Here is a 25,945-nt window from a genome sequence, read left to right as displayed (position 1 = left end):
TAAGCATTTTGTTTATTGCCGCAAAGGCGCTGAGGCACTAAGTTTGTATGTTTCAGGAAGATTTAACCGAACTATTTGTCATTTCGAGCCCAAGGCTTCGGGATCGAAATAACATAAACTGACAAAAAAACTTAGAACCTCAGCAGCTTAGCATCTCAGCAATTAAAAAAATCAATGCTCATGCTCTCCTCCGCCTTTCATGGCAGACAGCAGGTAAAAAGCTCCTTTGGTAACGATTTTTTCCCCGGCATCGATTTTATCCACAAACTTAACTTCGGTAAAACCTAAATCTGTTGTGCCGGGAATAACTTCTACTGCTTTAAAATGAATCTCTTTTTCTTTTGTTTTTTCATTTGTATGTTCTTCCTCCTGAACAAAAACGAAATATTTATCGGCATTTCTTACTACTGCGTCTTTTGGCAATGCAGGAACAGTCGCATTTGTAATATTGATATTGGCCGAAACATACATTCCGGGAATCAGATCTTTTGCATCTGCGGGATCAATTTTGGCGTGAACCGCAACTGTTTTGCTTTCATTAGAAAATGATTTATTGATTCCGAAAATCTTTCCTTTAATCGATTTATTCGACTGATTCGTCAATACAAAATCGATAACCTGACCAATTGAAATAGACCCCAGATCTTTCTCATAGACATTCAAATCCAAATGCATCTGACTGTTATCGACTACTTCAAACAATGAAACCCCAGTTTGTGCAAAAGCGCCTTTAGCAATATTGATTTTCCCCACATAACCGCTTATTGGAGCTACAATTGGCACCAGCGAAGTACTTCCTTTTGTTGAAACATGCAAAGCTTCCAATTTATTTTTAGCCGCCTGTGCACGTGCTCTTTCGGCAGCAAGTTTCGCTTTTACTTCCTGAAATGTTTTCCTCGGATTGACATTTTCATCGCTCAACGTTTTCTGACGATTATACTCTAACTGCAGAAATTCAACATTGGCGGCCGCCGAATGATAATCTTCCTGCATTTCAATCACTTCCAGATTTTGAATCGTAGCCAATACTTTTCCCTTATTGACATAAGTACCTTCTAAAACATGAATGTCTTTAACAGTTCCGCCAATTAGGGTCGAAACCTCAGCCGAATTCTGAGGCGGAACAGTAGTATATCCATTGGCTTTAATGATTTTATTGAGATTTCGGTCTTCAACAAATCCAGTTTCAATACCAACGGTTTTATATTGAGATTCCGTTAAGGCAACTTCTGTCTGAGATTTTTCTTCTTCATGGGTTTCTTCTGCTTTCTTTTCATTGCAAGACGTTAACACTAAGCTATACGCTATAAGCATTAAGCTAAAAGCTGCCTTTCTTTGCGAAATTTTCGATAAAAACTTTGCGGAATTTGCGGTTAAATATGTTTTCATTTTAATTGTTTTTGATGGTTGGAAATTGGAGTTCGATAGCACTTTGATTAAAGTTATGTGTTGCCTCGGCTAGCTGCTTTTTAATATCAATTGCCTGATTCAAAAAACTGATATACGACCAATAACTCATATCACCGTTGGCATAACTTTTCTGCGCCGTTTCAATAATCTGATCAGCATATTGTGAACCTTCATTTTGATAATAAGCTAAATTTTTCTGTTGTTTTTTGAAGTTGTTCTGCAATTCTTCTTTTTGCAGCTTCAAAATGATTCTGTTTTTGTCTAAAGCCAATTGTGACTGCGAAATACTAATCGCCGAAGCCTGTGCCCGTGACGTATTTACACCTCCAAACAACGGAATCTGCAGTCCGGCCGTAAAACCCTGAAACAACGATTCTGTATTAATGGTTTGGGCAAAATAACCTAACCCTAATTTTGGTGTGCGCATGGCTTTGTGTGTTCCGGCTTCTTTTTGATAAACTGAAATTTGCTGCTGATAAAAATCAGTCATTAAATTTTCAGCCTTTGCTTCCTGATTTTCTACAAAAGGATATTGCAGTGAAGTTGTTTCATCTGGAATTATCTCCTCATTTGTCTGAACAAAAAACTGAAGCTGCTTTTGGTAAATTGCCAAATCAAATGCCAATTGCTCCCTCTGGGTGTCGATTTCCTTAACTTTAGCTTTGGCGCTGATTACTTCAATGTTCCCGCTTTCTCCGGTTTTAAAGCGAAGTTCGGCGTTCTTTAGAAATTTAGTGTAAATATCATTTAACTCCGAGTTTAATTTCTGAATAGAAACTCCGTACAAATATTGATAATAGGCCAATGTAACAGCTTTTTCCAGTTCATAAGCCGATAATGCTTTACGTTTGGCTGCCAGTTTTGCGAGTTCCTCCTGCAATTGTCTGTTTGCTTTTGTAATGTTTCCTATCGGAAAGAACTGCTGTACCGAAACATTATGATCGAAATCGGCGCTGTTAAACTGTCCGCCCTGATATTGCACCTGAAGCGGATCGGGCTGAAAAGCGGTCTTTTTTAAAACAGTTTGTTTTTCGATTTCTTTATCAGCGATTTTTAAATCAATGTTATTTGATTTGGCAAGCTCCAGTGCTTTTTCGAGACTGATTTTTTCTTGTGCTTGCGAAAATGTGCTAATCAATGCAAACATAATTAACCGCAAAGTTCGCAAAGGAAGATTCGCAAAGGTTATATACTGTTTTATATATATTGAATTCATTTTTTTCTCTTTTAAAATTTCTTTGTGTGCTTTGCGTAAACCTTAGCGCTCTTTGCGGTTAAATCCACGCTCCAATAATAAATACAAAATCGGTAAAACGATTAAGGTTAATAATGTTGCCGAAATTAACCCTCCAATTACAACCGTTGCCAGAGGTTTTTGTACTTCTGCCCCGCCGCTTGTAGATAATGCCATTGGCAGAAACCCTAAGGAAGCCACAGCCGCTGTCATTAAAACCGGACGCAATCTGGTTTTGGTTCCTATTAAAACCCGTTGAAGCGGATCTAAAACTCCCTCTGTTTTTAATTGATTGAAATACGAAATCAAGACGATTCCGTTTAAAACTGCAATTCCAAATAAAGCAATAAACCCAATTCCCGCTGAAATACTAAAAGGCATTCCTCTCAGCGAAAGCGCAAATACACCACCAATAGCTGACAATGGAATGGCGGTAAAAATTAAGCCTGCCTGCTTAAAACTCTTAAATGTAAAATACAGCAAAATCAAAATCAAACTTAAAGCAATTGGCAATGCCACCGAAAGTCGTTTTGTAGCCTCGATTAAATTCTCGAACTGTCCGCCATACGTAACATAATATCCTGCCGGAAGTTTAAAATCTTTATCGAGTTTCTGCTGAATTTCTTCTACAACGGTTTTGATATCTCTTCCCCTAACGTTTAAACCAACGGTAATCCTGCGTTTTCCATCTTCACGAACCACCTGAACCGGGCCTTGCTCATAATCTACCGTTGCCACCTGCGAAAGCGGTACCTGCTGCCCGTTTGGCAGCGGAATAAACAAATTACTCACATCGGTAATATCAGCACGATTATCCTGATTCATTCTCACGACCACATCAAATCGTCTGCTTTCTTCGTAGATTTTTCCGGCACTTTCTCCTGCAAACGACGAACGGATAATTTGGTTGATATCGGAAATATTCAATCCGTATAAAGCAATTTTATTATAATCATATTTAATCGTGATTTGAGGCAGCCCCGTTACTTTATCGGCTTTTAAATCTCCAATACCTTCAATTCCTTTAATCTTCGAAATCAATTCAGAGGCTTTTGAATCTAAAATTTCCAGATCATCACCAAAAATTTTGATGGCGATATCGCTTCGGCTTCCCGTCATTAATTCGTTGAAACGCATTTGAATTGGCTGCGAAATCTCAATATTTGCACCTGGAATCACTTCCATTTCTTCTTTCATGGCATTCGCCAAAGCTTCCCAATTTCGGTATTTGCCTTTCCATTCTTTTTTGTCTTTTAAAACAATAATCAAGTCGCCGCTTTCAATAGGCATTGGATCGGTTGGGATTTCACCGCTTCCTATTTTGGTTACGATTGTTTTAATTTCAGGAAATTTGGCTTTTAAAATCTGTTCGTATTTTGTCGTTGTTTCCACCATCTGCGTAAGCGAACTTCCGGTCATGATCGTGGCATTTATAGCTAAATCGCCTTCTTCGATAGTTGGAATAAATTCACCTCCCATATTATTGAAAATGATTAACCCTAAGGCAAATAGTCCTAACGAAATTCCTAAAACCACTTTTTTAAACTGCAATGCTTTATTAAGAAATGGCATGTACAGATTTTCAAACCAGAGCATCATTCTATCGCTGAAGTTTTCCTTGTGTTCAGTTTTCTTCGAAAGAAACATTGCACTCATCATGGGCACATAAGTCAGCGAAAGTATAAAGGCGCCAATTACGGCAAAACCAACTGTCATAGCCATGGGTTTAAACATTTTTCCTTCAGTTCCAATTAAAGCCAGAATAGGCAGGTAAACGATCAGGATAATGATTTCTCCAAAAGCGGCACTATTTCTTATTTTGGATGCCGAATTGTAAATTTCAACATCCATTTCCTGCTGCGTGAGTTCTTTTTTGCGTTTGAGTTTTTGCAGATGATGCATTGAAGCTTCAACAATTATCACGGCGCCATCAACAATAATCCCGAAATCTATCGCCCCCAGACTCATTAAATTTCCGCTTACGCCAAAGGCATTCATCAGAATAATAGCAAATAACATCGCGAGCGGAATTACCGATGCCACAATCAGTCCGGCACGAAGATTACCCAGAAATAATATCAATACAAAAATGACGATTAGGGCTCCTTCTAATAAGTTTTTGGTTACGGTTCCGATGGCATTATCAACGAGTTTTCCTCTATCAATAAAAGCTTCTGCAACGACTCCCTCGGGCAGACTTTTATTAATCTGGATCATTCTTTCTTTTACACGATGAACGACTGCGCTCGAATTTTCTCCTTTCAGCATCAAAACCATACCTGATACGATTTCTCCTTTTCCGTCTTTGGTCGAAGCGCCGTAACGCAGTGCAACGCCTTCACGTACTTGTGCTACATCACGAACCAAAACGGGAGAACCGTTTCGGTTTTTCACTACCACATTTCCAAGGTCTTTTACGCCTTTTGCCATCCCGACACCACGGATGAAATAGGCATATTGATCTTTTTCGATATATGCACCACCTGTGTTTTGGTTGTTTTTTTCTAAAGCATCAAAAATTTCGGTAATCGTGACGCCCAAACTGTTTAATGTGTTTGGATTTACAGCGATTTCGTATTGTTTTAGTTTTCCACCCCAGGTACTTACATCGGCAACGCCTTTAATTCCCTGCAATTGCGGAATAATAATCCAATCCTGAATGGTTCTTAGTTGTACCGCATCGTATTTGTTTTCGTAGCCTTTTTTGGCATAAACATCATATTGGTATATTTCGCCCAATCCAGTTGTAATTGGGGCTAACTCCGGTGTTCCTGCGTATTCAGGAATATTTTCTTCGGCTTGTTTTAGGCGTTGAAATATTTGTTCGCGTGCCCAGTAAATATCAACATCGTCTTCAAAAACAACGGTAACGACCGATAAACCAAAACGGGAAATACTGCGAAGTTCAATGATATCCGGAACTGTTTTTACAGCCTGTTCTAATGGATAAGTAATTAACTGCTCGACCTCCTGACTGGCCAGAGTAGGCGCAGTTGTAATAATCTGAACCTGATTATTGGTAACATCAGGCAGGGCATCAAGGGGCAGTTGTTTAAGCGAATAGCTTCCCCAGGCTATTAAAACAAGGGTAAATAATAGTATAACGAATTTGTTTCGTATACTAAACTGAATGATTTTATCTAGCATTTGAAATATATAATGACATGAGAAATTAGACAAAAGTTTGTCTTATAAAATTTGTGGAAAATCCACAACTCTCTAACTCGTAATCCCAATAATTATCAGGACGAGCATCATTATGCTATTTGAGGGGGCTGCCAAATACTTCCGAAGAAATTAGAAATAAATACAGAATTGTAATTGGGTAAAGCGATTGAAATTTTAGTGTAAGCTGCAGGAAATTCATAACTTACAGTAGTCTGATAACTTAAAACCTGCGCTCCGCAGCAATTGCAGGCACAAAATGGAGAACATAAATCGTTGTCTTTATCATGAGAATGATTGTCTTCTGATGAAAACTGGGCTGTTTTATGCATAGCGCTGTTAACCTCCAAATCTGCGCAGGGCATATTTGAAAGTGCCATCAGATAAATTGACAATACAATTGCTATCCATTTCATAGTTGTAAAATTAATATTTATTCTTTTATAAAAAGAATAAATTAAAAAAATGATCTGCTAAGAAAACAATTGTCTTTTTACAAAATTGCCTGCATGTCTTTAAGTTACGATTATAGTTTATTAAAAAACATTATAAATGTTAAGGAAATTTAATTAACTTTAACACTATTAAACATATAATTCAAACAATTATTTTAAAAATTTCAATCTCTATATAATCCTGTAAACAAAAATATAAGCCGGCATTCCCTCCTTTCATTAGTACATATTTATTTGCACCGTTCTATTAATTAATTTTAAAACACTACAAATCGATGAAATGTAATACACTAATATCAGCCATTTTCTTATTATTTAGTATACCGTTTTTCGGTCAGGTTTACACCGATAAAATCGTTGGAGAAAAAAATCAACAATTAAAAGACAGTCTTAAAATAATCGAATATCCATACGCCTTACCAATATGGGGCGAAAAAGTGGCTCAAAAAGGCTACAACCTGCCCTATTCTGCAGGATTATCTATAAATTACTTTTGGCAGGATTCTGAAATTACTATAAAAAATCTTCAGGTAGGCTTTAATAACGGGCCTATGTATAATTTAGACGAGATCGTACGTTTCGACAAGTCTTCTGTAGAAGTGGGTGCCATCACAATTAGACCTGATATCTGGCTTCTTCCTTTTTTAAATGTTTACGGAATATTTGGTAAAGCAAAACCAACCACTAAAATTAATGCCGGAATCTGGATTCCGGATGCTGATAATAATTGGTCGCAGATCGCAGATTTTAGTACCAAAGCCAATTTTGACGCTACCACTTTTGGATTGGGAATTACACCAACAATTGGTATTGGCGGAGGCTGGCTGGCACTGGATATGAATATGTCCTGGAGTGATGTTGATGCGCTGGACAAACCTGCTTTCTCTTATATTTTTGGCCCAAGATTAGGTAAAACTTTTAAACTTCGTAAACCGGAAAGAAATATAGCAGTGTGGGTTGGCGGATTTAGAGTACATATTGAAGGAAATACGAAGGGAAATATTGCATTATCTGATGTATTAAATTTAGATAATGCTCAGGGAAAAATAGATACCGGACTGGCAAAAGTATCTGAAAACCAAACAAAAGTCGATGACTGGTGGAACGGATTAACACCTGCGCAACAGGCAAATCCCGTAAACGCAGCCAAACACAATACCGCAAATCGTGCACTGGAAAGAGCCGGAACTTTCCTGACTACTTTAGATGGTGCTTTGAGTACTGCAGAATCCTCAACGGTTCAATACTCCTTGCAAAAAGCGCCAAAAGATATGTGGAATTTTATTGTAGGAACGCAGTTTCAATATAACAAGCATCTGATGTTTAGACTTGAATCAGGTTTTTTAGGAAGTCGTACTCAAGTATTATGTGGTTTGCAATATCGTTTTGGACTATAAACCCATTTTTATGAAAAAAGGTTTAGTATTACTTATTGCACTGTTTTGTATCCAGCAGGCGAAATCACAGGTTTTGATATCTTTGATTTTTGGAGATAAACTGAATTCTCCGTTTTTAGAGTTTGGTTTGGAGGGCGGTATTAATCTTTCGGATATTTCTAATCTGGATAGTTCCGGAACTAATCCGGGTTTTAATCTTGGGTTTTATTTTGATATAAGATCAAAGCAAAATCCGGCCTGGATGATTAATACAGGCGTGATTGTAAAATCTCCAATGGGTGCGCGCGACATTCCTGTTTATTCTTTAAACGATGTAAATCTGGATAATACTTTCGCAGGCGGTAGTGTTAATCGTGAGATTCGATATTTTAATGTGCCTATTTTAATTAAGTACCAATTTAAAAATAGAATTTATCTTAAAGCTGGGCCGCAACTAGGACTTTTGGCTTCGGCGTTCGATCAGTTCAAAAATGAGATTAATGATAATGATGTGGTCTATAAGAAAAAAATCAGGGACCAGATCAGGGTCATAGATGCCGGTATTGCTTTTGGCACAGGTTACCACATGAATGTGGGCAATGGACTAAATTTTACGATTCAATATTACTATGGTTTGGTTCCGGTAATGAAGGGAGACGGACCTAATACTAACAATAAATCTTTGTATCTGACAGCGGGCATCCCTATTGGAAAAGGAAAAGCAGCGCAAAGGCGTGCTGCACAGGAAGCCGAACTTAATAAAGTGATTCTTCCTGAGGATGAAGCGCCTCAGCCTCAGCCTAAAAAATAAAATTTATAGAATTTATAATATATGAATTGCCTCCAGCTTTAGCTGGGGGTAAAAAAAGTTTATTAAGCAAAGGCTTTAGCCCAAACTTTAAAATTCGGCTAAAGCCTTTTATATTTTCTTATCCTAAAATCTCCAGCTAAAGCTGGAGGCAATTGATTTTTTTAGGCAATAAAATATTCTATTTAGTTTTTTTGTTGATTGAGTATTATGGATTAATAATACACGGAATTAAATTGCTACTTATTTATCGAAATAAGCAATTCCAGAATTTTTTCATTACTTAAGATAAAATCCGGATTGGTATGTAATATTGCGTTGTTGGGCATAAAAGGCATATCTGCCGAAAGCGGATCCTGAACAATAATAATTCCGCCGGAAGCCTTAATTGCTTTCAAGCCTTCTGTTCCATCTGCATTCGAGCCTGAAAAAAGAATTCCAACCAAGGAGTTTCCGTAAATTTCTGCTGCTGATTCGAAAGAAACATCAATACTGGGACGGCTGTAATTTATTTTCTCTGAAATATCAAGAGCTAAAGTGTCGTCTTTTTCGAATAATAAATGGTAATTTGATGGCGCAACATAAACAAAACCAGGTTTAAGAACGGTTTTATCTTCAACAGCTTTTACAGGAACACCTGATTTTAAAGTGATCAATTCTTCTAAAGTCTGATCATCTGTGCTTTTGCGGTGTACAACGATTACAACCGCAAAATTATGTAGTACAGTTAATCCCGGTAAAATTTGCATTAAGGCGTTTAAGCTTCCTGCCGATCCTCCAATAATAACTAATCTGCAGTTTGAAATTATTTTATTTTCCTCCATATTTTCTCTTTTTCAAACTGTTTGTATTTGCCCGAAGAAATAGAATATTTTATGGTTTCTTTTGTGCCCAGGGCCAAAAACCCCAAAACAGCTAAACTTTCATCAAATAAATTAATAACTCTTTTTTGAAGTTCGTTATCAAAATAAATTAAAACATTACGACATAAAATCATATCAAATTCATTAAAAGATGTATCCGAGACTAAATTGTGCTGTGAATACACCATTTTTTGAGATAAATCTTCATTAAACTTGGCAATACCGTAATTGGCCGTATAATAACTAGAAAAATCTTCCTGTCCTCCTGCATCGCGGTAGTTTTGCGAATACTCTTTCATCATACGCAGGGGGAAAATTCCTTTTTTGGCTGTTTCTAAAACAGTGGCATTAATGTCTGTAGCGTAAATTAAGGATTTATGCAGTAAACCGGCTTCTTTGAGCATTATGGCCATAGAATAAACTTCTTCGCCTGTAGAACAGCCGGCATGCCAAAGCCTGATGAAAGGTTTGGTTCCCAGCAATGGAAGAATTTCATTTCGCAATATGGTATAAAAAGATGGATCGCGAAACATTTCAGTAACATTTACTGTAATCTCGTCAACCATTCTTTTATAATATTCCGGGTCGTAGCGAACTTTTGAAAGAAATTCATGAAAATGATTGAATCCATCTAACTGATAAACCCTATTTACACGTCTTTTTAAAGAAGCTCTGGAATAACTCCCAAAATCAAAACCATAATATTCGTAAACCTCATTGATAAGCGTTTCTAACTCAATATCCTCAATCATAATCCATTCAAATTTTGCTTAAAATAAGCAGTAACTTATCAACATCAACTGGTTTTGAGATATAATCATCTGCGCCTGCCTCTAAACATTTTTCCTTGTCGCCTGTCATTGCCTGTGCTGTAACGGCAATTATAAAAGTCGATTTTCTTGACGGAATGGCTTTTATGAGCGGAATGGCATCATAACCATCCATTTCGGGCATCATCATATCCAGCAAAACTGCGTCGATCTCTTCATCAGATTTCAATAACTTTATTGCATCTTCGGCATTTGTGCAAGACAAACATTCATACGATTTAACTCGTAAGGTATGCGTTAGTGCAAAAATATTTCTTGAATCGTCGTCTACAATTAAAAGTCGTTTTTTACTCATATTTGTCGTTATATTTTTTTTGCCGCTGATTTCACAGACTAAAAGGAATCTTTTAATTAGAACTAAATTTGTATCATTTAAAACTACACTAATTCAAATTTTAAATCTTTTTAATCTACGGCGGCCAAACTACTTATTCTTTGTCAATCAATATATTAAACTTTATCATAAAGCCAAACTCGCAATAATGATAAAAGCTGGTCAACATCTACCGGTTTTGTAATATAATCGGATGCTCCTGCCTTGATGCATTTTTCTCTGTCTCCTGTCATTGCTTTTGCTGTAACGGCAATCACCGGCAGATTCAGGAATTTAGGATTGGCACGTATTTTCTCGGCAGTTTCATAACCGTCCATGTGCGGCATCATCATGTCTAACAAAACAACATCGGTATCTGGATTTTCGCTTAAAACCTTAATGGCATCATTACCATCAAAAGCGGTAATAATACTCATTTTAAACACTTCTAAGGCTTTTGTAAGCGAGTAAATATTACGAACATCATCGTCTACAATAAGCACTTTTTTATCGTGTAGAATATTGTTCAGTAAATTTAGCTTTTTATGTCCTTCTTTTTTGTCTTTTCCTTCTTTTTTATCTTCTACCAAATGCAGGAACAGCGAAACTTCGTCTAACATTCTTTGATATGAATGCGCTGTTTTTACAATAATAGAATCGGCATATTTCTTAATTTTCACTTCTTCTTTTAGTGACAAACTCTTTCCTGTAAAGACAATTACCGGAAGATTTTCTAATCCCGGGCTTTTCTTTACACCATCCAGAATCTGATAAGCCTGCTTATCCGGAATTCCCATATCCAGAATTACACAATCTACTTCGGTTTTGTTTAATGCCTGTAAACCTTCAGAAACTTCACTTTTAATTTCAGAATTAATATTGTAGGTTTCTAAGAAATAAGACAGTGCTTTGGCGTGTTTTGGATTATCTTCGATAATTAAAACTTTCTGAGCTTCTTTATTAATGATGTGTTCGATTCTTAAAAACACATCCGGAATCCTTTCAAAAGCTACTGGTTTATCTAAGAAATCGACTGCACCTTTTAATAAACTTTCCTGTTTCAGTTTATGTGATGACATAATATGAACCGGAATATGTTTGGTTTCTGAATGATTTTTTAATTCTTCCAGAACCTCCCAGCCGCTTTTTACCGGAAGTTCAATATCCAATAAAACTCCAACTGGTTTATAAAGCAAAGTAAAGTTTAGAGCATAATCGCCTCTTACGGAAACAATTCCTTTATATCCTTTATTTCGTGTAAATGCTAAAAGCGATTTGGCAAAATTAATGTCGTCTTCAACAATTAAAATTACTTTATCTCCTTGTTTAATGTTTTCCCTATCATCATCGATTTCATCCGGAATAACGGCACTGATGTATTTTTTTGGCGGCGTGCCTGGTTGTACTTCAGGTTCTAATTCTATAAATTCTGTTGGAGGTATTTTATCTACATTGGCTTTATTAAGGCTGGAACCGTAAACGGGAAGACATAAAGTAAAAGTACTTCCGATATTTACCTTACTATGCAGGATGATTTCTCCTCTAAGTAATTTCGCCAATTCCCTGCTTATAGAAAGTCCTAAACCGGTTCCGCCGTATTTACGTTTCGTAGAACCATCGGCCTGCTGGAATGCCTCAAAAACAAGTGGCTGTTTTTCAAGCGGAATTCCAATTCCGGTATCTTTTACAATAAAACAAATTACTTTATCATCATCGGTATTGATTTTGATTTCTAGTGTAACTTTTCCTTTTTCGGTAAATTTAATAGCATTCGAAATTAGGTTTTTCAAAATCTGCTCCAGACGCATTTTATCTGTTTTAATAACAATCGGCGCTTCTTTCGAAATAATTTCAAATTCAATTCCTTTTTCCTTAGCCACAAGGTTAAATAAGTTCCAAAGGCTGTCTGTAATTTCTTTGGTCGAAACATCTAAAAACTCCAATTCCATTTTACCGGCTTCGATTTTAGATAAATCCAGGATTTCATCAATTAAACCTAATAAACTGTTTCCGGAACTCTGAATCACTTTTGCAAACTCAATTTCTTCATTGTTCATGCTCTTATTATTATTTTCAGATAATAATCGGCTTAAAAGCAGAATAGAATTTAAAGGAGTTCTTAACTCATGCGACATATTGGCCAAAAACTCTGATTTGTAACGTGTTGTTAATTCTAGAGCTTCAGATTTCTTTTGGATTTCATTGTTTTTTTCTTCCAGCAAAACACTTCTTTCAGAAAGTTCTTCATTGGTTTGTTCCAATTCTTCCTGCTGTACTCTTAATTCTTCTTCAGAAGCCTGTAATTTTTCGGTCTGCGCTTCTAATTCGGCATTAATTGCTTCCAGTTCGCTGTGCTGTAACTGAAGTTCTTCTGACTGTGTTTTGGTTTCTTCCAGAAGTTCCAGTACTCTTTTTCTGTTTTGTGTTGATTTTAGAGCAATTCCAATATTGTTTGAAACCGTTTTTAAGAACTCTAAATGCAGATCAGAAAAACCGTAAATACTGGCCAATTCAACCGCTCCTTCAATTTTATTATCTAAAAGCGGTACCGCTACAATATGCGTTGGTTTAATTTGCCCTAAAGCATAATTAATTTGAATATCATCTGGTGATAAGGTTTTTAATTCTAATATTTTACCGGAAGTTATGGCCTGTCCTATTAAGCCTTCTCCTTTTTGAATGCGTTCCCTATTTTTACTTGGTATATAACTGTATCCTCCGGACACTATTAGTTCGTTTTCTTCGATAACATATAAAACCCCGGCGCTGCTATTGGTGTAATGGCATAAAAATTCGATAATGTCCTTAGAAAGTTTTTGCAGTGATTTTTCGCCCAGCATGGCATTGTTTAATTCAGCAACACCCGTTTGAAGCCATTCTTTCTGCGACAGTAAATCAAACGAATTTTTAAGAGAAACTCCCATACTGTTCAGGGATTCTCCCACACTTCCAAGCGCATCTGCTTTAGTATCGTCTACACGAATGTCATAATTTCCGTTAGAAATATTACTTGCAATAGAACTGATTGCCTCGATTCTCTGTGCCGTTTCTACATCTTTTTTCTCTAATTCTTTTTGTAATGCCGAACGCTCGTTGTAATCTTTTAAAATTCTTATTAAAAAAACAATCGAAATAACAAAAGCAATTAAAAAAGCAGCTATAATCAAAATTAAACTGTACGTTCCGTAACGTTCAGAATTAGAATTACGCTCTGTTAAAAGTGCCTGCTCTGTACTTTCAACTTTTTTAATTAAAGCACGTAATTCTGTCATCATGACTCTGCCTTCGTTTAGGTCAAATACCAAAGTTTGTTTACCAAGACGTTTTTTAACAATTTGATTGTTTAAATATTTGAAAAATGCCGAACGCATAGTTTGTAACTGAATCAGCTGTTTTTGCTGCGAAGGGTTATCGACCGTTAACTCCTCTACTTTATCAAAAAAACCGTTTGATTTGGCTTCAGACTCATTGTAGCGATCTACAAACTTCTCATCGCCGGTAATTAAATAACCTCGCATACTGGTTTGGGCTTCTGTAACAAGCGCCGAACCTTCATTTAAATTATAGATAACTTCCTGAGTGTGATTTACCCAAAAGTTACTGTTTAATAAACTTTTGATGCTGATAAATGAAGCAACAGAACTAATAGTCAGTACAACTAGTGAAACTAATGAACTGATTAGCAGATTTCTTTTAAAATTATTGTTCATGCTTTTACTTTAAAATGATCTAAATTGTTTTTGTTTTCTGCCCGTGATTATAAGGATTATAGAATTTGTATAAATCTTTTAATCTGCGGCTTTTATTTTTACTCGTATTTTAATGGAAGAATGATAATGAAACTTGCGCCCTTACCTACTTCACTTCTTGCAGTAATTAAGCCGTTGTGTTTTTCTATGATTTTCTTTGCGATAGCCAGACCAATACCGGTTCCTTCGTAGGTCTGCCTGTCATTTAAACTCTGAAAGATAATAAAAATACGATCGAGGTAAATTTCGTCAAAACCAATTCCGTTGTCTTTTACAATAATGCGGCAGAATTTTCCTTCCGGGGAAGTTGGACTGTCAAAAGATTTATCGGCTATAATTTCTGATGTAATTTCAATTAGCGGCGGATCATTTGCACCGGAGAATTTAAGTGCATTCCCAATTAAATTTTGAAATACCTGCCTAAGCTGGCTGGGAATACTGTCTATTGTGGGGAGTTCTGTTGTTTTAACCGTTGCCTCTTTTCTTTCAATTAAATAATCAAAATCCGAAAGCACTTCCTGCAAAACCACATTAAGATCTGTAATTTCAGGTTTAACCTGTGCTGATAATCTCGAGTAAGCCAGCAGATCTGTAATTAGAGTCTGCATTCGCTCTGCCGATTTTATGGTTCTGTCGACATAATCGATTCCTTTTGCGTCGGCAGTTAAATAAAGCTCTTTGATTATTTTAATAAAAATCTGAATTTTTCGAATGGGCTCATTCAAATCGTGCGATACCACCCAGGCAAACTGCTGTAATTCGTGGTTTTTCATCTCTAGTTCCTCGTTTTTCGAAACCAGTTCTTTGGTTCTTTCGGCGATTTTAATTTCGAGATTATCCTGTGCCTCTTTTCTAATTTTAATTTCTTTAGACAGCAGGTCTTTTATTCCCTTTAATTCGTTTTGCTGTTCGTAAATTTTAATGAAGGTTTTTACTTTAAGCATTAACAGATCAGTATCAACCGGCTTTGTAATATATTCAACAGCTCCGGTTTCATACCCTTTAAAGATGTACTTTTTTTCGATATTTAAAGCCGAAAGAAAAATAACGGGAATATCTTTGGTTCTTTTATTTCCGGAGAGAATTTTAACAACTTCAAAACCGTCAAGGCCTGGCATTTGAACGTCCATTATAATAAGACAATAAGACGTTTTTAATATCTTTTTCAGGGCTTCTTCACCAGATTCTGCAGTATCTACATCAATATTGTGCAATTCTAATGTTTTTTTTAGGGCAATAATATTTGCCTTTATATCATCAACAATTAATACCATGCTGTAGTGGGGAATAAAGCGTTAAGATTAAAAAATATATTTAAAAAATCGTTTTCCGACTATCATTTTGAACATCTGATCCTATTCAAAATTACGGTCAAACTTTCAAATTTATAAAATAAAACCACAAAGCACTTTAATTCAAAATCAATTTCGTTACATAATTCCCATGTTTACAAACTAACTTCAATTGTATCAATGATTCACATTCTATAGAAAAAAATCTTAAAAATAACCGCCTTAAGTAAAATTATAGTCATTTTCTTTCTTTTTACTGCATTCCTAATCTTTTGAGGCAATCTTAAATTTATTACAGCTGCTTGCTGCGCTTTAAATCGGGTAATTTTAAATAGTTAAACAAATGCTTTAAATTATTAATGTTATGAAAAAGCCTAAAACATTCCCAGAACAAAAACAGCAACTCCCGGGAAACGAACATAAAATGACTCCCGAACCCGAAATTATAAGAGAAAATTATACCGGAAGCGGCAAACTTTTAGGCAAAACCGCTTTTATTACTGGTGGAGACAGCGGTATTGGCCGAAGCGTCGCCGTTCATTTTGCGCGTGAAGGCGCCAATATTGCAATTGTATATTTAAAAGAAGATAAGGATGCCAGGGAAACCAAAGAAATGATCGAAAAAGAAGGCCGTCAATGTATTATAATAAGCGGTGATTTGAAAGATGAAAAATTCTGCAAAAGCGCAGTTAAAAAATGCATCACGACGTTTAAAACTATAAATATTATCGTAAATAATGCTGCGGTTCAGTTTCCTCAAACCGAATTGGAAAAAATTACTTCGGCACAGCTGCATAAAACATTTGAAACAAATATTTATCCGTATTTCTATATTACAAAAGCGGCGCTGCCTTATTTAAAAGAAGGCGATACAATTATCAATACAAGTTCTGTAACCGCTTATCGGGGAAGCGAACATTTAGCAGATTATGCCAGCACAAAAGGAGCAATAGTAAGCTTTACAAGATCATTGTCGACTATGCTTGCGAAAAGAAAAATCAGGGTAAACGGAGTAGCTCCGGGACCAATCTGGACACCATTGATTGTAGCAAGTTTTGATAAACTTTCGGATTTTGGAAAAGATAATCCAATGGAAAGGGCCGGACAACCCTCTGAAGTTGGCCCTGCCTATGTATTCTTAGCCTCTGAAGACAGCAGTTATATAACCGGACAGTTTATTCACATTAATGGAGGCGAACTTGTAGGGGGATGATTTGTGTAGTTATTAAGATGCTGAGATATTAAGGTTTCGTCTTAGCATTTTCTGTCACTAAATCGGTTCAATTAGAAAACTCAGCACCTTATCACCTAAGTATCGCAGCATCTTTAAGAAAAAACAAAAAAATGAATTACATCGACATCATAGGCCTTTTTGCCGGAACTTGTGTTACGATTTCCGTACTGCCCCAAATTTATAAAGTTTGGAAAACTAAGAAAGTAAAAGACATTTCGCTTAAAACTTTCGGGATTCTGACCTTTGGGATTTTGGTATGGGTGATCTATGGAATTTTAAAACAAGACCTTCCCATCATAATTACAAACAGCGTCTCTTTATGCTTAAACCTGCTTATGGTTTATTTTATTATTTATTATGAGAAAGAGTAATGCATAAGGTGCTAAGAGGCTAAGGTTCTAAGGTTCTAAGTTATTTTTTAGCCTTTGAGTTGTTCGAATGAAACGGTTTAATCGAATTTTAAATTTTCGCTAACTCTAGCCTGAAAGTATCGGGGCTTTAACCAAACCATAAAGGTTGGGCTAAGTCCTTTGTTTATTGCTGATTTTTCAGCTAGCTAAATCTGGATGTTAACCTAGAAACTTTGCGTTTCTCCGACTTTGCGAGATTCAAACGCTGGTATTTGATCAAAAAACAGTGCGGGCCCGTGGTCAAAAAAACTCAAAAGCTTAAAAATAAAAAAACAGCTCTTTAGGAAAGCTGTTTTTTTTACGTAATAGTAGTTATATATAATGCTTGTTAGCTAGCTAATTTTTGATTGTATGGTTTAAAAGACCATTGATGTCTTGATCTAAAAAGCTTTGCCGTAGAAAGCAATTCAGAAAAATTCATGGTTGAAATTCGCTTGATTTCATTCATCTGTCTGATGGCCATATTTACAACGGGATCAAATGTTTTAAGATAGTTGAAACTGTGCTGCTCTACTTCTATCTCGACAATGTTTTTTAAGATGCTTTTTTTAAGCAGTGTTCCCACAATACCTTTTTGGGGTACTGATTTATATTCCTGGATTTTTTCGTATATTTTAGAATTCCCCTTTCCAATATAAATATAGTTTCCAGAGTCGTTTGTAAAACGTTGTTTTACCTGCGAAATCAACTCAGCATTTTTATTTTCAATTGTAGGCATTCCCAATAATGTAAATTGAATGCGTTTATGACTTTCGAAGTATAAAACACTGTTAATTACTGAAGAATTATTCAATACAGCTGATTGATTTTTACTCAGCACCTTTTTATCTCCATTTGCACCAAAACTATGGCTTACCGTTCCATTTTCACAATACACAAAAAATACAGGCGCTGAATGAAATGATTCAATACTTAAACTAACTTCCTGATGAAACTCAAGATCAAAATGCATAAAAAGCACTTTGTCATCAAAACGGGTCCCTTTTATCGATCCTTTTGTCCATTTTGATTGAATATCCAAATTGTAATCATTGTTTTTAGCAGTGAGTTTTCCGCTGAAACTTTCTTTCAGATCGTTAAAAACAGCATCAAATTCTCCTGTATTTATGTAAAGTTTTTTCATTTTGGTTTGGTTTTAAAAAAAGTTATTTATGTTCATTTACGCACAAAATAACTTTTGGTTTTTATCTCATTTTGCTTAAACCAAATTTCGTACTTATTATAAATCAAACCCTTATACAATTTCATTCAGAAATTTCATAATTTTTACTTTAAGGGACAAAGGTTCAGAGAAGCAAAGGTTCAAAGCTTTTTTTAGGTAATCAATACCTCTATTACTTAACTCTATCCCACTGAACCTTTGAACCTTTGAACCTCAAAAAAAAAAAAAACAGCTGCTCCAGATAAATCTGGAACAACTGCTCCTCAGCAAAATAAAAATACTTATCTATTTTATTTTAGGTAAGTTCATTGATGTCGGCATTTTTAGAATAATTCTTTTTCGGAATATCTTTAAAAAATTCAGCTTCTTCTAAATCTGCTGTTGGGCCATATCCCAGCAAATGTGTTCCCTTTTGCTGATCCTTAGTTTCGATAACATATAAGATCGACATATCGTCAGGATCGCTCATTCCTTCATAACGATGGTGCGCTACAATAAAAACTTCATCTGGCTGGTAAGCATATTTAGTTTCTGCATCTATAAGACAGCCATTATCAAATAAGTAATTCTTTGTATAGCCTTCATCTTGGTATTTTTGTATATAGTCGGTTTCGTGTTTTTGTTCTTTTTTCATGATTTTATGAATTAAGATTAGTTAAGTAATCTTTGTTTATTCAAATTTCGCCATTAAAATCAATGAAGATTAACTCAATAGATTTTAATGTTGCCTCATTCAAAAAAGGCACAGAATTCAATGTTTATTTTTTATTAATTTTAAACTTCTATGAAATATATATGGTATAAAATACTATATTTATTACATAAAATTTATTGTTTTAACCAAGACAAAATCAAATTTTAATGAACAATACCAATCATGATTTTCTTGCCAAAGGAGGCGAAATGGGTGCAATGATGCGCGCCAAAGACTGGAGCAAAACCTCTGTTGGTGCTGTCGAATCCTGGCCTCAAAGTCTGCGTACTACTTTGGGAATTCTCTTAAATTCAAAATTCCCCATGTTTTTGTTTTGGGGAGAAGAACATATCTGTTTTTACAATGATGCTTATCGTCCGAGCCTTGGAAACGATGGCAAGCACCCCAATGTATTAGGACAAAAAGGTGCCGAATACTGGCCTGAAATCTGGCATTTCATAGGTCCTTTAATTCATCAGGTTTTAACTGAAGGCGAAGCTACATGGCATGAAGATTTATTGCTGCCTATTTATAGAAACGGAAAAATGGAGGACGTTTACTGGACCTTCAGCTACAGTCCCGTAACCAACGACGATGGACAGATAGCCGGAGTTTTGGTAATATGCAGCGAAACCACTGAACAAGTAAACGTTCGAAAAAAATTAGAAAACAGCAACGAGCGCTATCGCAATAATATTCTGCAAACACCAAATGCAATGTGCATTTTTAGAGGGCCGGATTATGTTGTTGAAATTGCAAACGAACTAATGCTGGAAATCTGGCAGCGAAAAGAACATCAAGTTCTCAATAAACCTATTTTTGAATCGCTTCCTGAAGTAACAGGGCAAGGATTAGAAGATATTCTTTTAAAAGTTTATACCACCGGCGAAAGGTTTACGGCAAATGAACTGCCGGTAAAACTGACCCGAAACGGTAAAATTGTAGATACCTTTATTAATGTAGTTTACGAAGCCTTAAAAGAACCTGACGGAACTATCTCCGGAATTGTGGCAATTGCAAACGATGTTACAATTGAGGTAAATGCCCGCAATGCCGTAGAAGAAAGTGAAAAAAGATTTCGAAATATCGTTCGTCAGGTACCGCTTGCCATTGCCATTGTTAAAGGGGAAGATTTGGTTGTGGAAATGGTTAATGCAACTTACTTGCAAATTATTGATAGCACTGAAAAAGAAACGCTAAACAAACCCGTTTTTGCCTCTGTTCCCGAAGCCAGGGAAACCGTTTATCCACTTCTTTCAAAAGTCTACGAAACCGGAAAACCATATTTTGCCAACGAATTATTAGTTACCTTAAACCGATATGGCAAAGAGGAAGATTGTTACTTTAATTTGGTATTTCATCCTTTACGGGAAGAAAATGATGTTGTAACGGGCGTTATTATTGTATGTGATGAAGTAACAGAATCGGTAAAAACGAAATATTTCCTGGCCGAAAGCGAAAAAGCTTTTCGAAATCTTGTCATGCAGTCTCCTATTGCTATGACGATCTTTAAAGGAAAAGATTACATCATTGAACTTGCCAATACCACAATGCATGAAGATATCTGGCAGAAAAAACCAAGTGAAACAATCGGAAAACCAGCGCTGAAAGTATTTCCTGAGTTATTAGAGCAAAAATATCCCCAGCTTCTTAATGAAGTTCTCCAAAATGGAAAAACGATTAAGGAGAATGAATCTGTGGCTTACATCGATATAAATGGAAAGTTAGAAAAATTCTATTTAGATTACCAGTATACCCCTTTATACGAGAAAAACGGTGAAATATCATCCATCATGATTACCGTAAACAATGTTACAGAAAAGGTCGAAGCCCGTAAAAAAGTGGAAGATGCAGAAGAAAGGGCCCGTTTGGCTTCTGAAATTGCCGAAATTGTAACCTGGGATTTAAATGTACAGACTCAGGAATTAATTTATTCTGATAATTTGCCTGATCTTTTTGGCCTTCCAAAGGATATAAAAATTTCGCGCCCGGAGGTTTTATCACGCATATTAGAAGAAGATCTTCCTACTATCGAACAAGCGTATTTAACTGCATTAAAAACCAATATTTATAAGTACGAAGCAAGAGTTTTAAAACTGGATAACTCGATATCCTGGATAAGGGTTCACGGAAAAATATTTTTTGATGAACTAAAGAACCCGGTTAAAATGCTTGGAACCATAATGGATATTACCGAGGAAAGGAATCGTCAGGAAATTTTAATGAAAAGCGAGGAAAAGTTCAGGGTTCTGGCCGACTCGATGCCGCAGTTTGTCTGGACAAGTGATGCCATGGGAAATATTGATTATTTTAACCAGTCCTTATATGATTTTACAGGTATTTCTAAAGATGATGTTGACAAAAACGGATGGCTTCAGTTTATTCATCCTGAAGATCGCGAAGCAAATGTGAACCGCTGGATGGAATCTATAAAAACCGGAGAAGAATATTTATTTGAAAACCGTTTTCGTCGTCATGATGGAAAATACCGCTGGCAATTAAGCCGGGCGATTCCTCAGAAAGATATTGAAGGAAAGATTCAAATGTGGGTAGGTACAAGTACTGATATTCAGAACCAAAAGGATTTTTCAGACCAGCTTGCAAAACAGGTTCACGATCGAACTCTGGAGCTCGAACTTAAAAACAGGGATTTAATTAATATGAATATTGAACTGCAGTCTTTTGCTTATATATCGAGCCATGATTTGCAGGAACCGCTTAGAAAAATACAGACTTTTGCAAGCCGCTTGTCTGAGCTGGATGATCAGAATATTTCGGCAAAAGCCAAAACTTATCTGGAACGAATTGAAGTTTCGGCAAAGAGAATGCAGACGCTTATACAAGACCTTCTCACCTATTCGAGAACAAATTCTGCTGAACGGATTTTTGTAAAAACCAATCTGGATGAAATTCTTGAAGAAGTAATAATGGATTTTTCAGAACGAATTGAAGAAAAAAATGCAGTTATAAATCTTAATCCTTTGGGAACTGTAACAGTTATGCCTTTTCAATTCAGACAGTTATTACACAACCTTATTGGAAATGCTTTAAAGTTTTCCCGCAAAGGCATTGCGCCCTGTATCGAAGTAAAAAGCCGAAGAGTTGTTGGACATAAACTCAATTTTAAAGTAGATTATCCGGATAAAATTTATTTTTGTTTAAGAATTACAGATAACGGAATTGGTTTTGACAATGAGTACAAAGAGCGTATTTTCGAAGTTTTTCAGAGGTTAAACACGGAAAGTGAGTTCTCAGGAACCGGAATTGGACTGGCAATCGTAAAAAAGATTGTCGAAAATCATAAGGGAATTATTAAAGCAGGCAGCGAAAAAGACAGCGGAGCGACTTTTAAAATCTTTATCCCGGAACTATAAAAAAATACCAAACTCATTTACTAAATAAGTTTGGTATTTCTTTTTACATCAAAAATGTAATTACGATTTATATACAAACGTTTTACGGTCGGGGACAAACTCTTTCCAGTTGATCGTAAGAGAATGCTCGATCGATTTTATAATATCTTTCATTAAAACAGGCTTGGTAATAAAGTAATTGGCTCCTAAATTGAGACATTTTTCTATAATACCAGGCTCATTTGAAGTCGAAAAGATAATAACGGGTATATCGCTATTCTCTTTTGAACCTTTTAGTTCGTTGAGGACATCAAAACCGTTTTTTCCGGGCATATTTAAATCCAGGAAAATAACACTGGGTGTAGGAGGCGGATGATGAATTGCGTTCAATAATTTTTCGCCGCCCGAATAAGTCTGCAGGTTAATCTCTTTTGATAATGACTCTACGGCATCTGTAAAAATGCTCAAATCGTCTTCGTCATCATCTGTGTAGAAAATTGTGAAGTTTTTCATATAATTTGGGATAAACTATTTCTTCAAAGATAGCGTAAATTATAAAATCATCCTGTATTTTGTTTCAAAATTCTCACAAAATTAACCATTGGAATATAATAATTTAAAAATATAATTCTGTAAGCCAATCCGCTGCAAAAACCTGAATTTTGCTATAGTGGAGATTTATACACCACAAAATCAGCTATTTATTAAACTTAAATTATAAAGCCATGGGAGATCATAAAGACCTTACAGATGAATTAGCAGCCGATAAAATAAAAGATCTGGCAGAAACTATAAAAACGTGCATGTTTTGCACTTACAACAGCGACAGACTGCAATCTCGCCCAATGTCGGTTCAAAAAGTAGATGAATTAGGCCATCTTTGGTTCTTATCAGACCGAAACAGCAGCCAAAATGCAGAAATAACCCTCAACCCTCAAGTTGAGCTTTTCTTTGCAGAACCGCACGATAAATTCCTGACTTTACATGGTAGCGCTTCAATTTCTTATGACCGCGAAACCATCAAGGAATTATACGACCCAATTGTAAAAGTCTGGATGCCGGGAGGTGAAGACGATCCTAACTTAAGCGTCATTACAGTCGTACCCGAAGATGGTTATTACTGGAACAACAAACACGGCAAAATGGTTGCTATTGCAAAAATGGCCACTGCCCTAGTAACCGGTAAAACTATGGATGATGGGATTGAAGGGAATTTGAAGTTATAACAATTTCCGCAAAGCTTTTTTAATCGCAAAGAGCGCAAAGTTTTACGCAAAGTCAGCTAAGGATTATTTTCTTTGCATGCTTTGCGTTTTTTTTCTTTGCGCTCTTTACGTTTAAATTCACAAAACCAATTTCTTTATCTCCAATGCGTTCAGAATACCCGCCTCGCTTGCTGTATTATTAAAATATATAAATCCTGATTTTGAATTAGTTTCATCTCTTATATGAAGTAATTCTTTAGATGAATAACTAGAGTAAAACATCTTAGGAATTCCATGCAGACGAATATAAATAAGCGGAAAATTTTTGAAAATAGTCTGCGGTAACTGAGGATGGCTTACACTGCAAAACGTGATATCATTTTCTAAAAAAGCATTCCATACCTCATCATTCCACCACGAAGTATGACGAAATTCAACAACATTTTTAAATTTCAGGTCTAAACTCTTTATAATATGCTGTAATCTCTCAGAACTAAAAGAATAACTGGGTGCAAACTGAAATAAAACACATCCTAATTTTTCTTTTAAACCTGTTTCGCAGACATTATAAAACTCTGAAAGGAGATTTTCGCAGTCCTGAAATTGCCTGATATGCGTAATTTCTTTGGGCGCTTTTACCGAAAATAAAAATTTTTCAGGCGCTTTATTATACCAATTGGTAAAGATTTTAAGCGTTGGAAACTTATAAAAGCTTCCGTTGAACTCATACGTGCTAAAGTACTGGCAATAAAACTCAAACCACCCCGAGTATGTCAGATTGTCAGGGTAGAAAATTCCCTTCCAATAACGATTATTGTAACTTGAGCATCCTATTAAAATTTCGTTTTTCATATATGTAGCTGTTGACAGTTTGTACAAAAAAAACTTCGTCGGTTTTTCTTCCCTGTTGGTTTCTTGATGAAAGGCAAATTACATCTTTTGCATTCTTTTTGAGAATAAGCAAGCCAGTGTTTTTTGAGTTCGAATTTCTTCTTCCAATACAAAAATTCAAAACTGTAAATCGAACATTCGGCAATAATCTCGTCTATTTTTTCGTGAGGTATTTTCCCAACCACAGATTCCGGATGAATAAAACACCGATACAAAACTTCATTCTTGATAATATTCCCTACTCCCGAAAATATATTCTGTTCTAAAATGGCATCGCAGATTTTTTCATTTGGAATTTTTTCCAGACTCATCTTTGCTTTTTTTGGATTCCAGTTTTCATTTAAAACATCTTCGCTCCAATCATAATACTGATTAATTGAACCTTCCAAAATTTTTACAGAACAGGTATAAAAATTGATTTCTCCATTTGAAAAAGCTAAATGCAACCTTGGTGCACTTTCTTTCTTTTCGTTAATCCGATAGGTTCCAAACATCATTAAATGGATTTTGACTGTAAAATCTTCAAAGCAAATTAAAAAATGCTTTCCCCAGGTTTTAACGGATAAGATGGTTTTATCTCTTAAACGATCCAGATCGATACTGGAATTTCCAGAAACTTCGATTACTTTTTTACCTGCAAATTGCTGGGCTTCTTCTTTTAAAATTAATATTGATGGACCTTCGGGCATAATCTTAGTTTTAAATTTTTAATGAAAAAAAAGCGCAGTTTTTTTAAGACTGCACTTTTAGTATGATATTTTCAATCTTATTCTGCTTCAGCAGCTTCAAGATTTACGGCATTTACAGCAACTTCTGTCAATAATTTATCAGCTCCTTTTTCTTCATCGAGCGTCAGCTCCAACAAAGCTGCGGCTTCTTCATAACCCAAAGTTTCAGCAAACTGTCTCAGCGTTCCATAAGTAGCGATTTCATAATGTTCGATTTTTTGGCTTGCTGCAATAATTCCGGCATCACGAACTACTCCAATTTCGGTTTCTTCCAGAATTCCTTTTCCTTCTTCGATTAGGCCTTCCATTGCATCGCATTTTTTTGCTGTTGCTTTTTTACCAATAAGTTCAAAAACCTTTTCTAAACGGGTTATTTGTTCTTGGGTTTCTGTCAAATGGCCGTTTATGGCATCAATAAGTTCTGGTGAAGTTGCATTTTTAGCCATGGTTGGCAATGCTTTTGTCAAAGCTTTCTCTGCCCAGTAAATATCTTTAAGGCTGTCTTCAAATAATTCAGCTAAACCTGCAGCGGCATTTGATTTTGGCTTAGTTACACCTTTTTGAGTTGTTTGTTTTGGTGCGTCTTTCTTTGTTGTTTGTTTCTTACTATCTGTAGTTTTCATGGTAATAATTTTTTAATGATTAATATTTTATAAAATTACCGTGTTGATTATCTGCGGGGTTATATCATTCTCCGATTAATTTGTATTCTAAACATCTGTTAATTATGCAATTACATCAAACAATTCTATAAGAAAATCTTTAGCTTTCAG

General features: G+C 35.7%; 19 protein-coding genes and 1 pseudogene. 6 read left to right on the top strand and 14 right to left on the bottom strand.

Annotation, left to right across the window (positions count from 1 at the left end):
• Positions 1-171: 171 nt before the first annotated feature.
• The 3 genes and pseudogenes from BKM63_RS15540 to BKM63_RS15525 all read right to left on the bottom strand — a co-directional run bounded on the left by BKM63_RS15540 (position 172) and on the right by BKM63_RS15525 (position 6,225).
• A complete protein-coding gene (locus BKM63_RS15540; RefSeq protein WP_071637499.1) occupies positions 172-1,389 on the bottom strand; it encodes an efflux RND transporter periplasmic adaptor subunit in 1,218 nt (405 codons plus the stop codon).
• A 1-nt stretch (position 1,390) separates the two neighbouring features.
• A pseudogene (locus tag BKM63_RS15530) lies at positions 1,391-5,791 on the bottom strand (CusA/CzcA family heavy metal efflux RND transporter).
• A 110-nt stretch (positions 5,792-5,901) separates the two neighbouring features.
• Positions 5,902-6,225 carry a DUF6660 family protein gene (locus BKM63_RS15525; RefSeq protein ID WP_242661157.1) on the bottom strand — a complete coding sequence of 108 codons (324 nt, stop codon included), beginning with the start codon at positions 6,223-6,225 and terminating at the stop codon, positions 5,902-5,904.
• Between the two features lie 314 nt (positions 6,226-6,539).
• Between BKM63_RS15525 and BKM63_RS15520 the strand changes: the two genes are divergently transcribed.
• The gene (locus BKM63_RS15520) at positions 6,540-7,661 is read left to right on the top strand and encodes a hypothetical protein (protein ID WP_071637497.1); all 1,122 of its coding nucleotides are present in this window, start codon (positions 6,540-6,542) and stop codon (positions 7,659-7,661) included.
• Positions 7,662-7,671: 10 nt separating this feature from the next.
• Entirely contained in the window at positions 7,672-8,451 is a 780-nt protein-coding gene (locus BKM63_RS15515) for a porin family protein (protein ID WP_071637496.1), read from the top strand.
• A gap of 236 nt (positions 8,452-8,687) precedes the next feature.
• Here BKM63_RS15515 and BKM63_RS15510 read toward each other — a convergent pair whose 3' ends face one another.
• The 5 genes from BKM63_RS15510 to BKM63_RS15490 all read right to left on the bottom strand — a co-directional run bounded on the left by BKM63_RS15510 (position 8,688) and on the right by BKM63_RS15490 (position 15,477).
• Positions 8,688-9,272, bottom strand: a complete 585-nt coding sequence (locus BKM63_RS15510; RefSeq protein WP_071637495.1) for a chemotaxis protein CheB — start codon at positions 9,270-9,272, stop codon at positions 8,688-8,690.
• Positions 9,254-10,063: a CheR family methyltransferase gene (locus BKM63_RS15505; protein ID WP_071637494.1), complete on the bottom strand. Its 810-nt coding sequence runs from the start codon at positions 10,061-10,063 to the stop codon at positions 9,254-9,256. The genes BKM63_RS15510 and BKM63_RS15505 overlap by 19 nt, the downstream gene beginning before the upstream one ends.
• A 7-nt stretch (positions 10,064-10,070) precedes the next feature.
• Positions 10,071-10,436, bottom strand: coding sequence for a response regulator (locus BKM63_RS15500; RefSeq protein WP_071637493.1), 366 nt, complete (start codon positions 10,434-10,436; stop codon positions 10,071-10,073).
• A gap of 155 nt (positions 10,437-10,591) precedes the next feature.
• Positions 10,592-14,164 carry a response regulator gene (locus tag BKM63_RS15495; RefSeq protein WP_071637492.1) on the bottom strand — a complete coding sequence of 1,191 codons (3,573 nt, stop codon included), beginning with the start codon at positions 14,162-14,164 and terminating at the stop codon, positions 10,592-10,594.
• A gap of 98 nt (positions 14,165-14,262) precedes the next feature.
• Complete coding sequence (locus BKM63_RS15490) at positions 14,263-15,477, bottom strand: hybrid sensor histidine kinase/response regulator (RefSeq protein WP_071637491.1); 1,215 nt, start codon at positions 15,475-15,477, stop codon at positions 14,263-14,265.
• Positions 15,478-15,859: 382 nt separating this feature from the next.
• On the opposite strand from BKM63_RS15490, the gene BKM63_RS15485 reads away from it, so the two are divergent.
• Positions 15,860-16,708 carry an SDR family oxidoreductase gene (locus BKM63_RS15485; RefSeq protein WP_071637490.1) on the top strand — a complete coding sequence of 283 codons (849 nt, stop codon included), beginning with the start codon at positions 15,860-15,862 and terminating at the stop codon, positions 16,706-16,708.
• A gap of 131 nt (positions 16,709-16,839) precedes the next feature.
• Positions 16,840-17,100, top strand: coding sequence for a SemiSWEET family sugar transporter (locus tag BKM63_RS15480; protein ID WP_071637489.1), 261 nt, complete (start codon positions 16,840-16,842; stop codon positions 17,098-17,100).
• Between the two features lie 367 nt (positions 17,101-17,467).
• Here BKM63_RS15480 and BKM63_RS15475 read toward each other — a convergent pair whose 3' ends face one another.
• Positions 17,468-18,262, bottom strand: a complete 795-nt coding sequence (locus BKM63_RS15475; RefSeq protein WP_071637488.1) for a hypothetical protein — start codon at positions 18,260-18,262, stop codon at positions 17,468-17,470.
• A gap of 334 nt (positions 18,263-18,596) precedes the next feature.
• On the bottom strand, positions 18,597-18,935 hold the full coding sequence (locus tag BKM63_RS15470) for a hypothetical protein (RefSeq protein ID WP_071637487.1): 339 nt from the start codon (positions 18,933-18,935) through the stop codon (positions 18,597-18,599).
• A 227-nt stretch (positions 18,936-19,162) separates the two neighbouring features.
• Here BKM63_RS15470 and BKM63_RS15465 point away from each other — a divergent pair, with 227 nt between their 5' ends.
• Complete coding sequence (locus BKM63_RS15465; protein ID WP_071637486.1) at positions 19,163-22,369, top strand: PAS domain-containing protein; 3,207 nt, start codon at positions 19,163-19,165, stop codon at positions 22,367-22,369.
• Between the two features lie 60 nt (positions 22,370-22,429).
• Here BKM63_RS15465 and BKM63_RS15460 read toward each other — a convergent pair whose 3' ends face one another.
• Positions 22,430-22,861, bottom strand: a complete 432-nt coding sequence (locus tag BKM63_RS15460; protein ID WP_071637485.1) for a response regulator — start codon at positions 22,859-22,861, stop codon at positions 22,430-22,432.
• Positions 22,862-23,073: 212 nt separating this feature from the next.
• Here BKM63_RS15460 and BKM63_RS15455 point away from each other — a divergent pair, with 212 nt between their 5' ends.
• Positions 23,074-23,574: a pyridoxamine 5'-phosphate oxidase family protein gene (locus tag BKM63_RS15455; RefSeq protein ID WP_071637484.1), complete on the top strand. Its 501-nt coding sequence runs from the start codon at positions 23,074-23,076 to the stop codon at positions 23,572-23,574.
• A gap of 117 nt (positions 23,575-23,691) precedes the next feature.
• Here BKM63_RS15455 and BKM63_RS15450 read toward each other — a convergent pair whose 3' ends face one another.
• The 3 genes from BKM63_RS15450 to BKM63_RS15440 form a co-directional block, all read right to left on the bottom strand.
• The gene (locus BKM63_RS15450) at positions 23,692-24,405 is read right to left on the bottom strand and encodes a DUF72 domain-containing protein (protein ID WP_071637483.1); all 714 of its coding nucleotides are present in this window, start codon (positions 24,403-24,405) and stop codon (positions 23,692-23,694) included.
• Positions 24,402-25,133, bottom strand: a complete 732-nt coding sequence (locus BKM63_RS15445; protein ID WP_071637482.1) for a DNA-formamidopyrimidine glycosylase family protein — start codon at positions 25,131-25,133, stop codon at positions 24,402-24,404. The genes BKM63_RS15450 and BKM63_RS15445 overlap by 4 nt, the downstream gene beginning before the upstream one ends.
• A gap of 77 nt (positions 25,134-25,210) precedes the next feature.
• Complete coding sequence (locus BKM63_RS15440; protein ID WP_071637481.1) at positions 25,211-25,795, bottom strand: ferritin-like domain-containing protein; 585 nt, start codon at positions 25,793-25,795, stop codon at positions 25,211-25,213.
• Positions 25,796-25,945: the final 150 nt, after the last annotated feature.

Source organism: Flavobacterium johnsoniae (genome assembly GCF_001879205.1).
In the GTDB taxonomy this organism is placed as follows: domain Bacteria; phylum Bacteroidota; class Bacteroidia; order Flavobacteriales; family Flavobacteriaceae; genus Flavobacterium; species Flavobacterium johnsoniae_A.
Note: the sequence above shows the minus strand (reverse complement) of the source record. Positions and strands in the feature narration are given on the sequence as shown.

Bases quoted from the DNA above. Each gene is read 5' to 3' on its own strand.
- BKM63_RS15540 (WP_071637499.1), bottom strand. From the start codon at position 1,389: ATGAAAACATATTTAACCGCAAATTCCGCAAAGTTTTTATCGAAAATT.
- BKM63_RS15525 (WP_242661157.1), bottom strand. From the start codon at position 6,225: ATGAAATGGATAGCAATTGTATTGTCAATTTATCTGATGGCACTTTCA.
- BKM63_RS15520 (WP_071637497.1), top strand. From the start codon at position 6,540: ATGAAATGTAATACACTAATATCAGCCATTTTCTTATTATTTAGTATA.
- BKM63_RS15515 (WP_071637496.1), top strand. From the start codon at position 7,672: ATGAAAAAAGGTTTAGTATTACTTATTGCACTGTTTTGTATCCAGCAG.
- BKM63_RS15510 (WP_071637495.1), bottom strand. From the start codon at position 9,272: ATGGAGGAAAATAAAATAATTTCAAACTGCAGATTAGTTATTATTGGA.
- BKM63_RS15505 (WP_071637494.1), bottom strand. From the start codon at position 10,063: ATGATTGAGGATATTGAGTTAGAAACGCTTATCAATGAGGTTTACGAA.
- BKM63_RS15500 (WP_071637493.1), bottom strand. From the start codon at position 10,436: ATGAGTAAAAAACGACTTTTAATTGTAGACGACGATTCAAGAAATATT.
- BKM63_RS15495 (WP_071637492.1), bottom strand. From the start codon at position 14,164: ATGAACAATAATTTTAAAAGAAATCTGCTAATCAGTTCATTAGTTTCA.
- BKM63_RS15490 (WP_071637491.1), bottom strand. From the start codon at position 15,477: ATGGTATTAATTGTTGATGATATAAAGGCAAATATTATTGCCCTAAAA.
- BKM63_RS15485 (WP_071637490.1), top strand. From the start codon at position 15,860: ATGAAAAAGCCTAAAACATTCCCAGAACAAAAACAGCAACTCCCGGGA.
- BKM63_RS15480 (WP_071637489.1), top strand. From the start codon at position 16,840: ATGAATTACATCGACATCATAGGCCTTTTTGCCGGAACTTGTGTTACG.
- BKM63_RS15475 (WP_071637488.1), bottom strand. From the start codon at position 18,262: ATGAAAAAACTTTACATAAATACAGGAGAATTTGATGCTGTTTTTAAC.
- BKM63_RS15470 (WP_071637487.1), bottom strand. From the start codon at position 18,935: ATGAAAAAAGAACAAAAACACGAAACCGACTATATACAAAAATACCAA.
- BKM63_RS15465 (WP_071637486.1), top strand. From the start codon at position 19,163: ATGAACAATACCAATCATGATTTTCTTGCCAAAGGAGGCGAAATGGGT.
- BKM63_RS15460 (WP_071637485.1), bottom strand. From the start codon at position 22,861: ATGAAAAACTTCACAATTTTCTACACAGATGATGACGAAGACGATTTG.
- BKM63_RS15455 (WP_071637484.1), top strand. From the start codon at position 23,074: ATGGGAGATCATAAAGACCTTACAGATGAATTAGCAGCCGATAAAATA.
- BKM63_RS15450 (WP_071637483.1), bottom strand. From the start codon at position 24,405: ATGAAAAACGAAATTTTAATAGGATGCTCAAGTTACAATAATCGTTAT.
- BKM63_RS15445 (WP_071637482.1), bottom strand. From the start codon at position 25,133: ATGCCCGAAGGTCCATCAATATTAATTTTAAAAGAAGAAGCCCAGCAA.
- BKM63_RS15440 (WP_071637481.1), bottom strand. From the start codon at position 25,795: ATGAAAACTACAGATAGTAAGAAACAAACAACAAAGAAAGACGCACCA.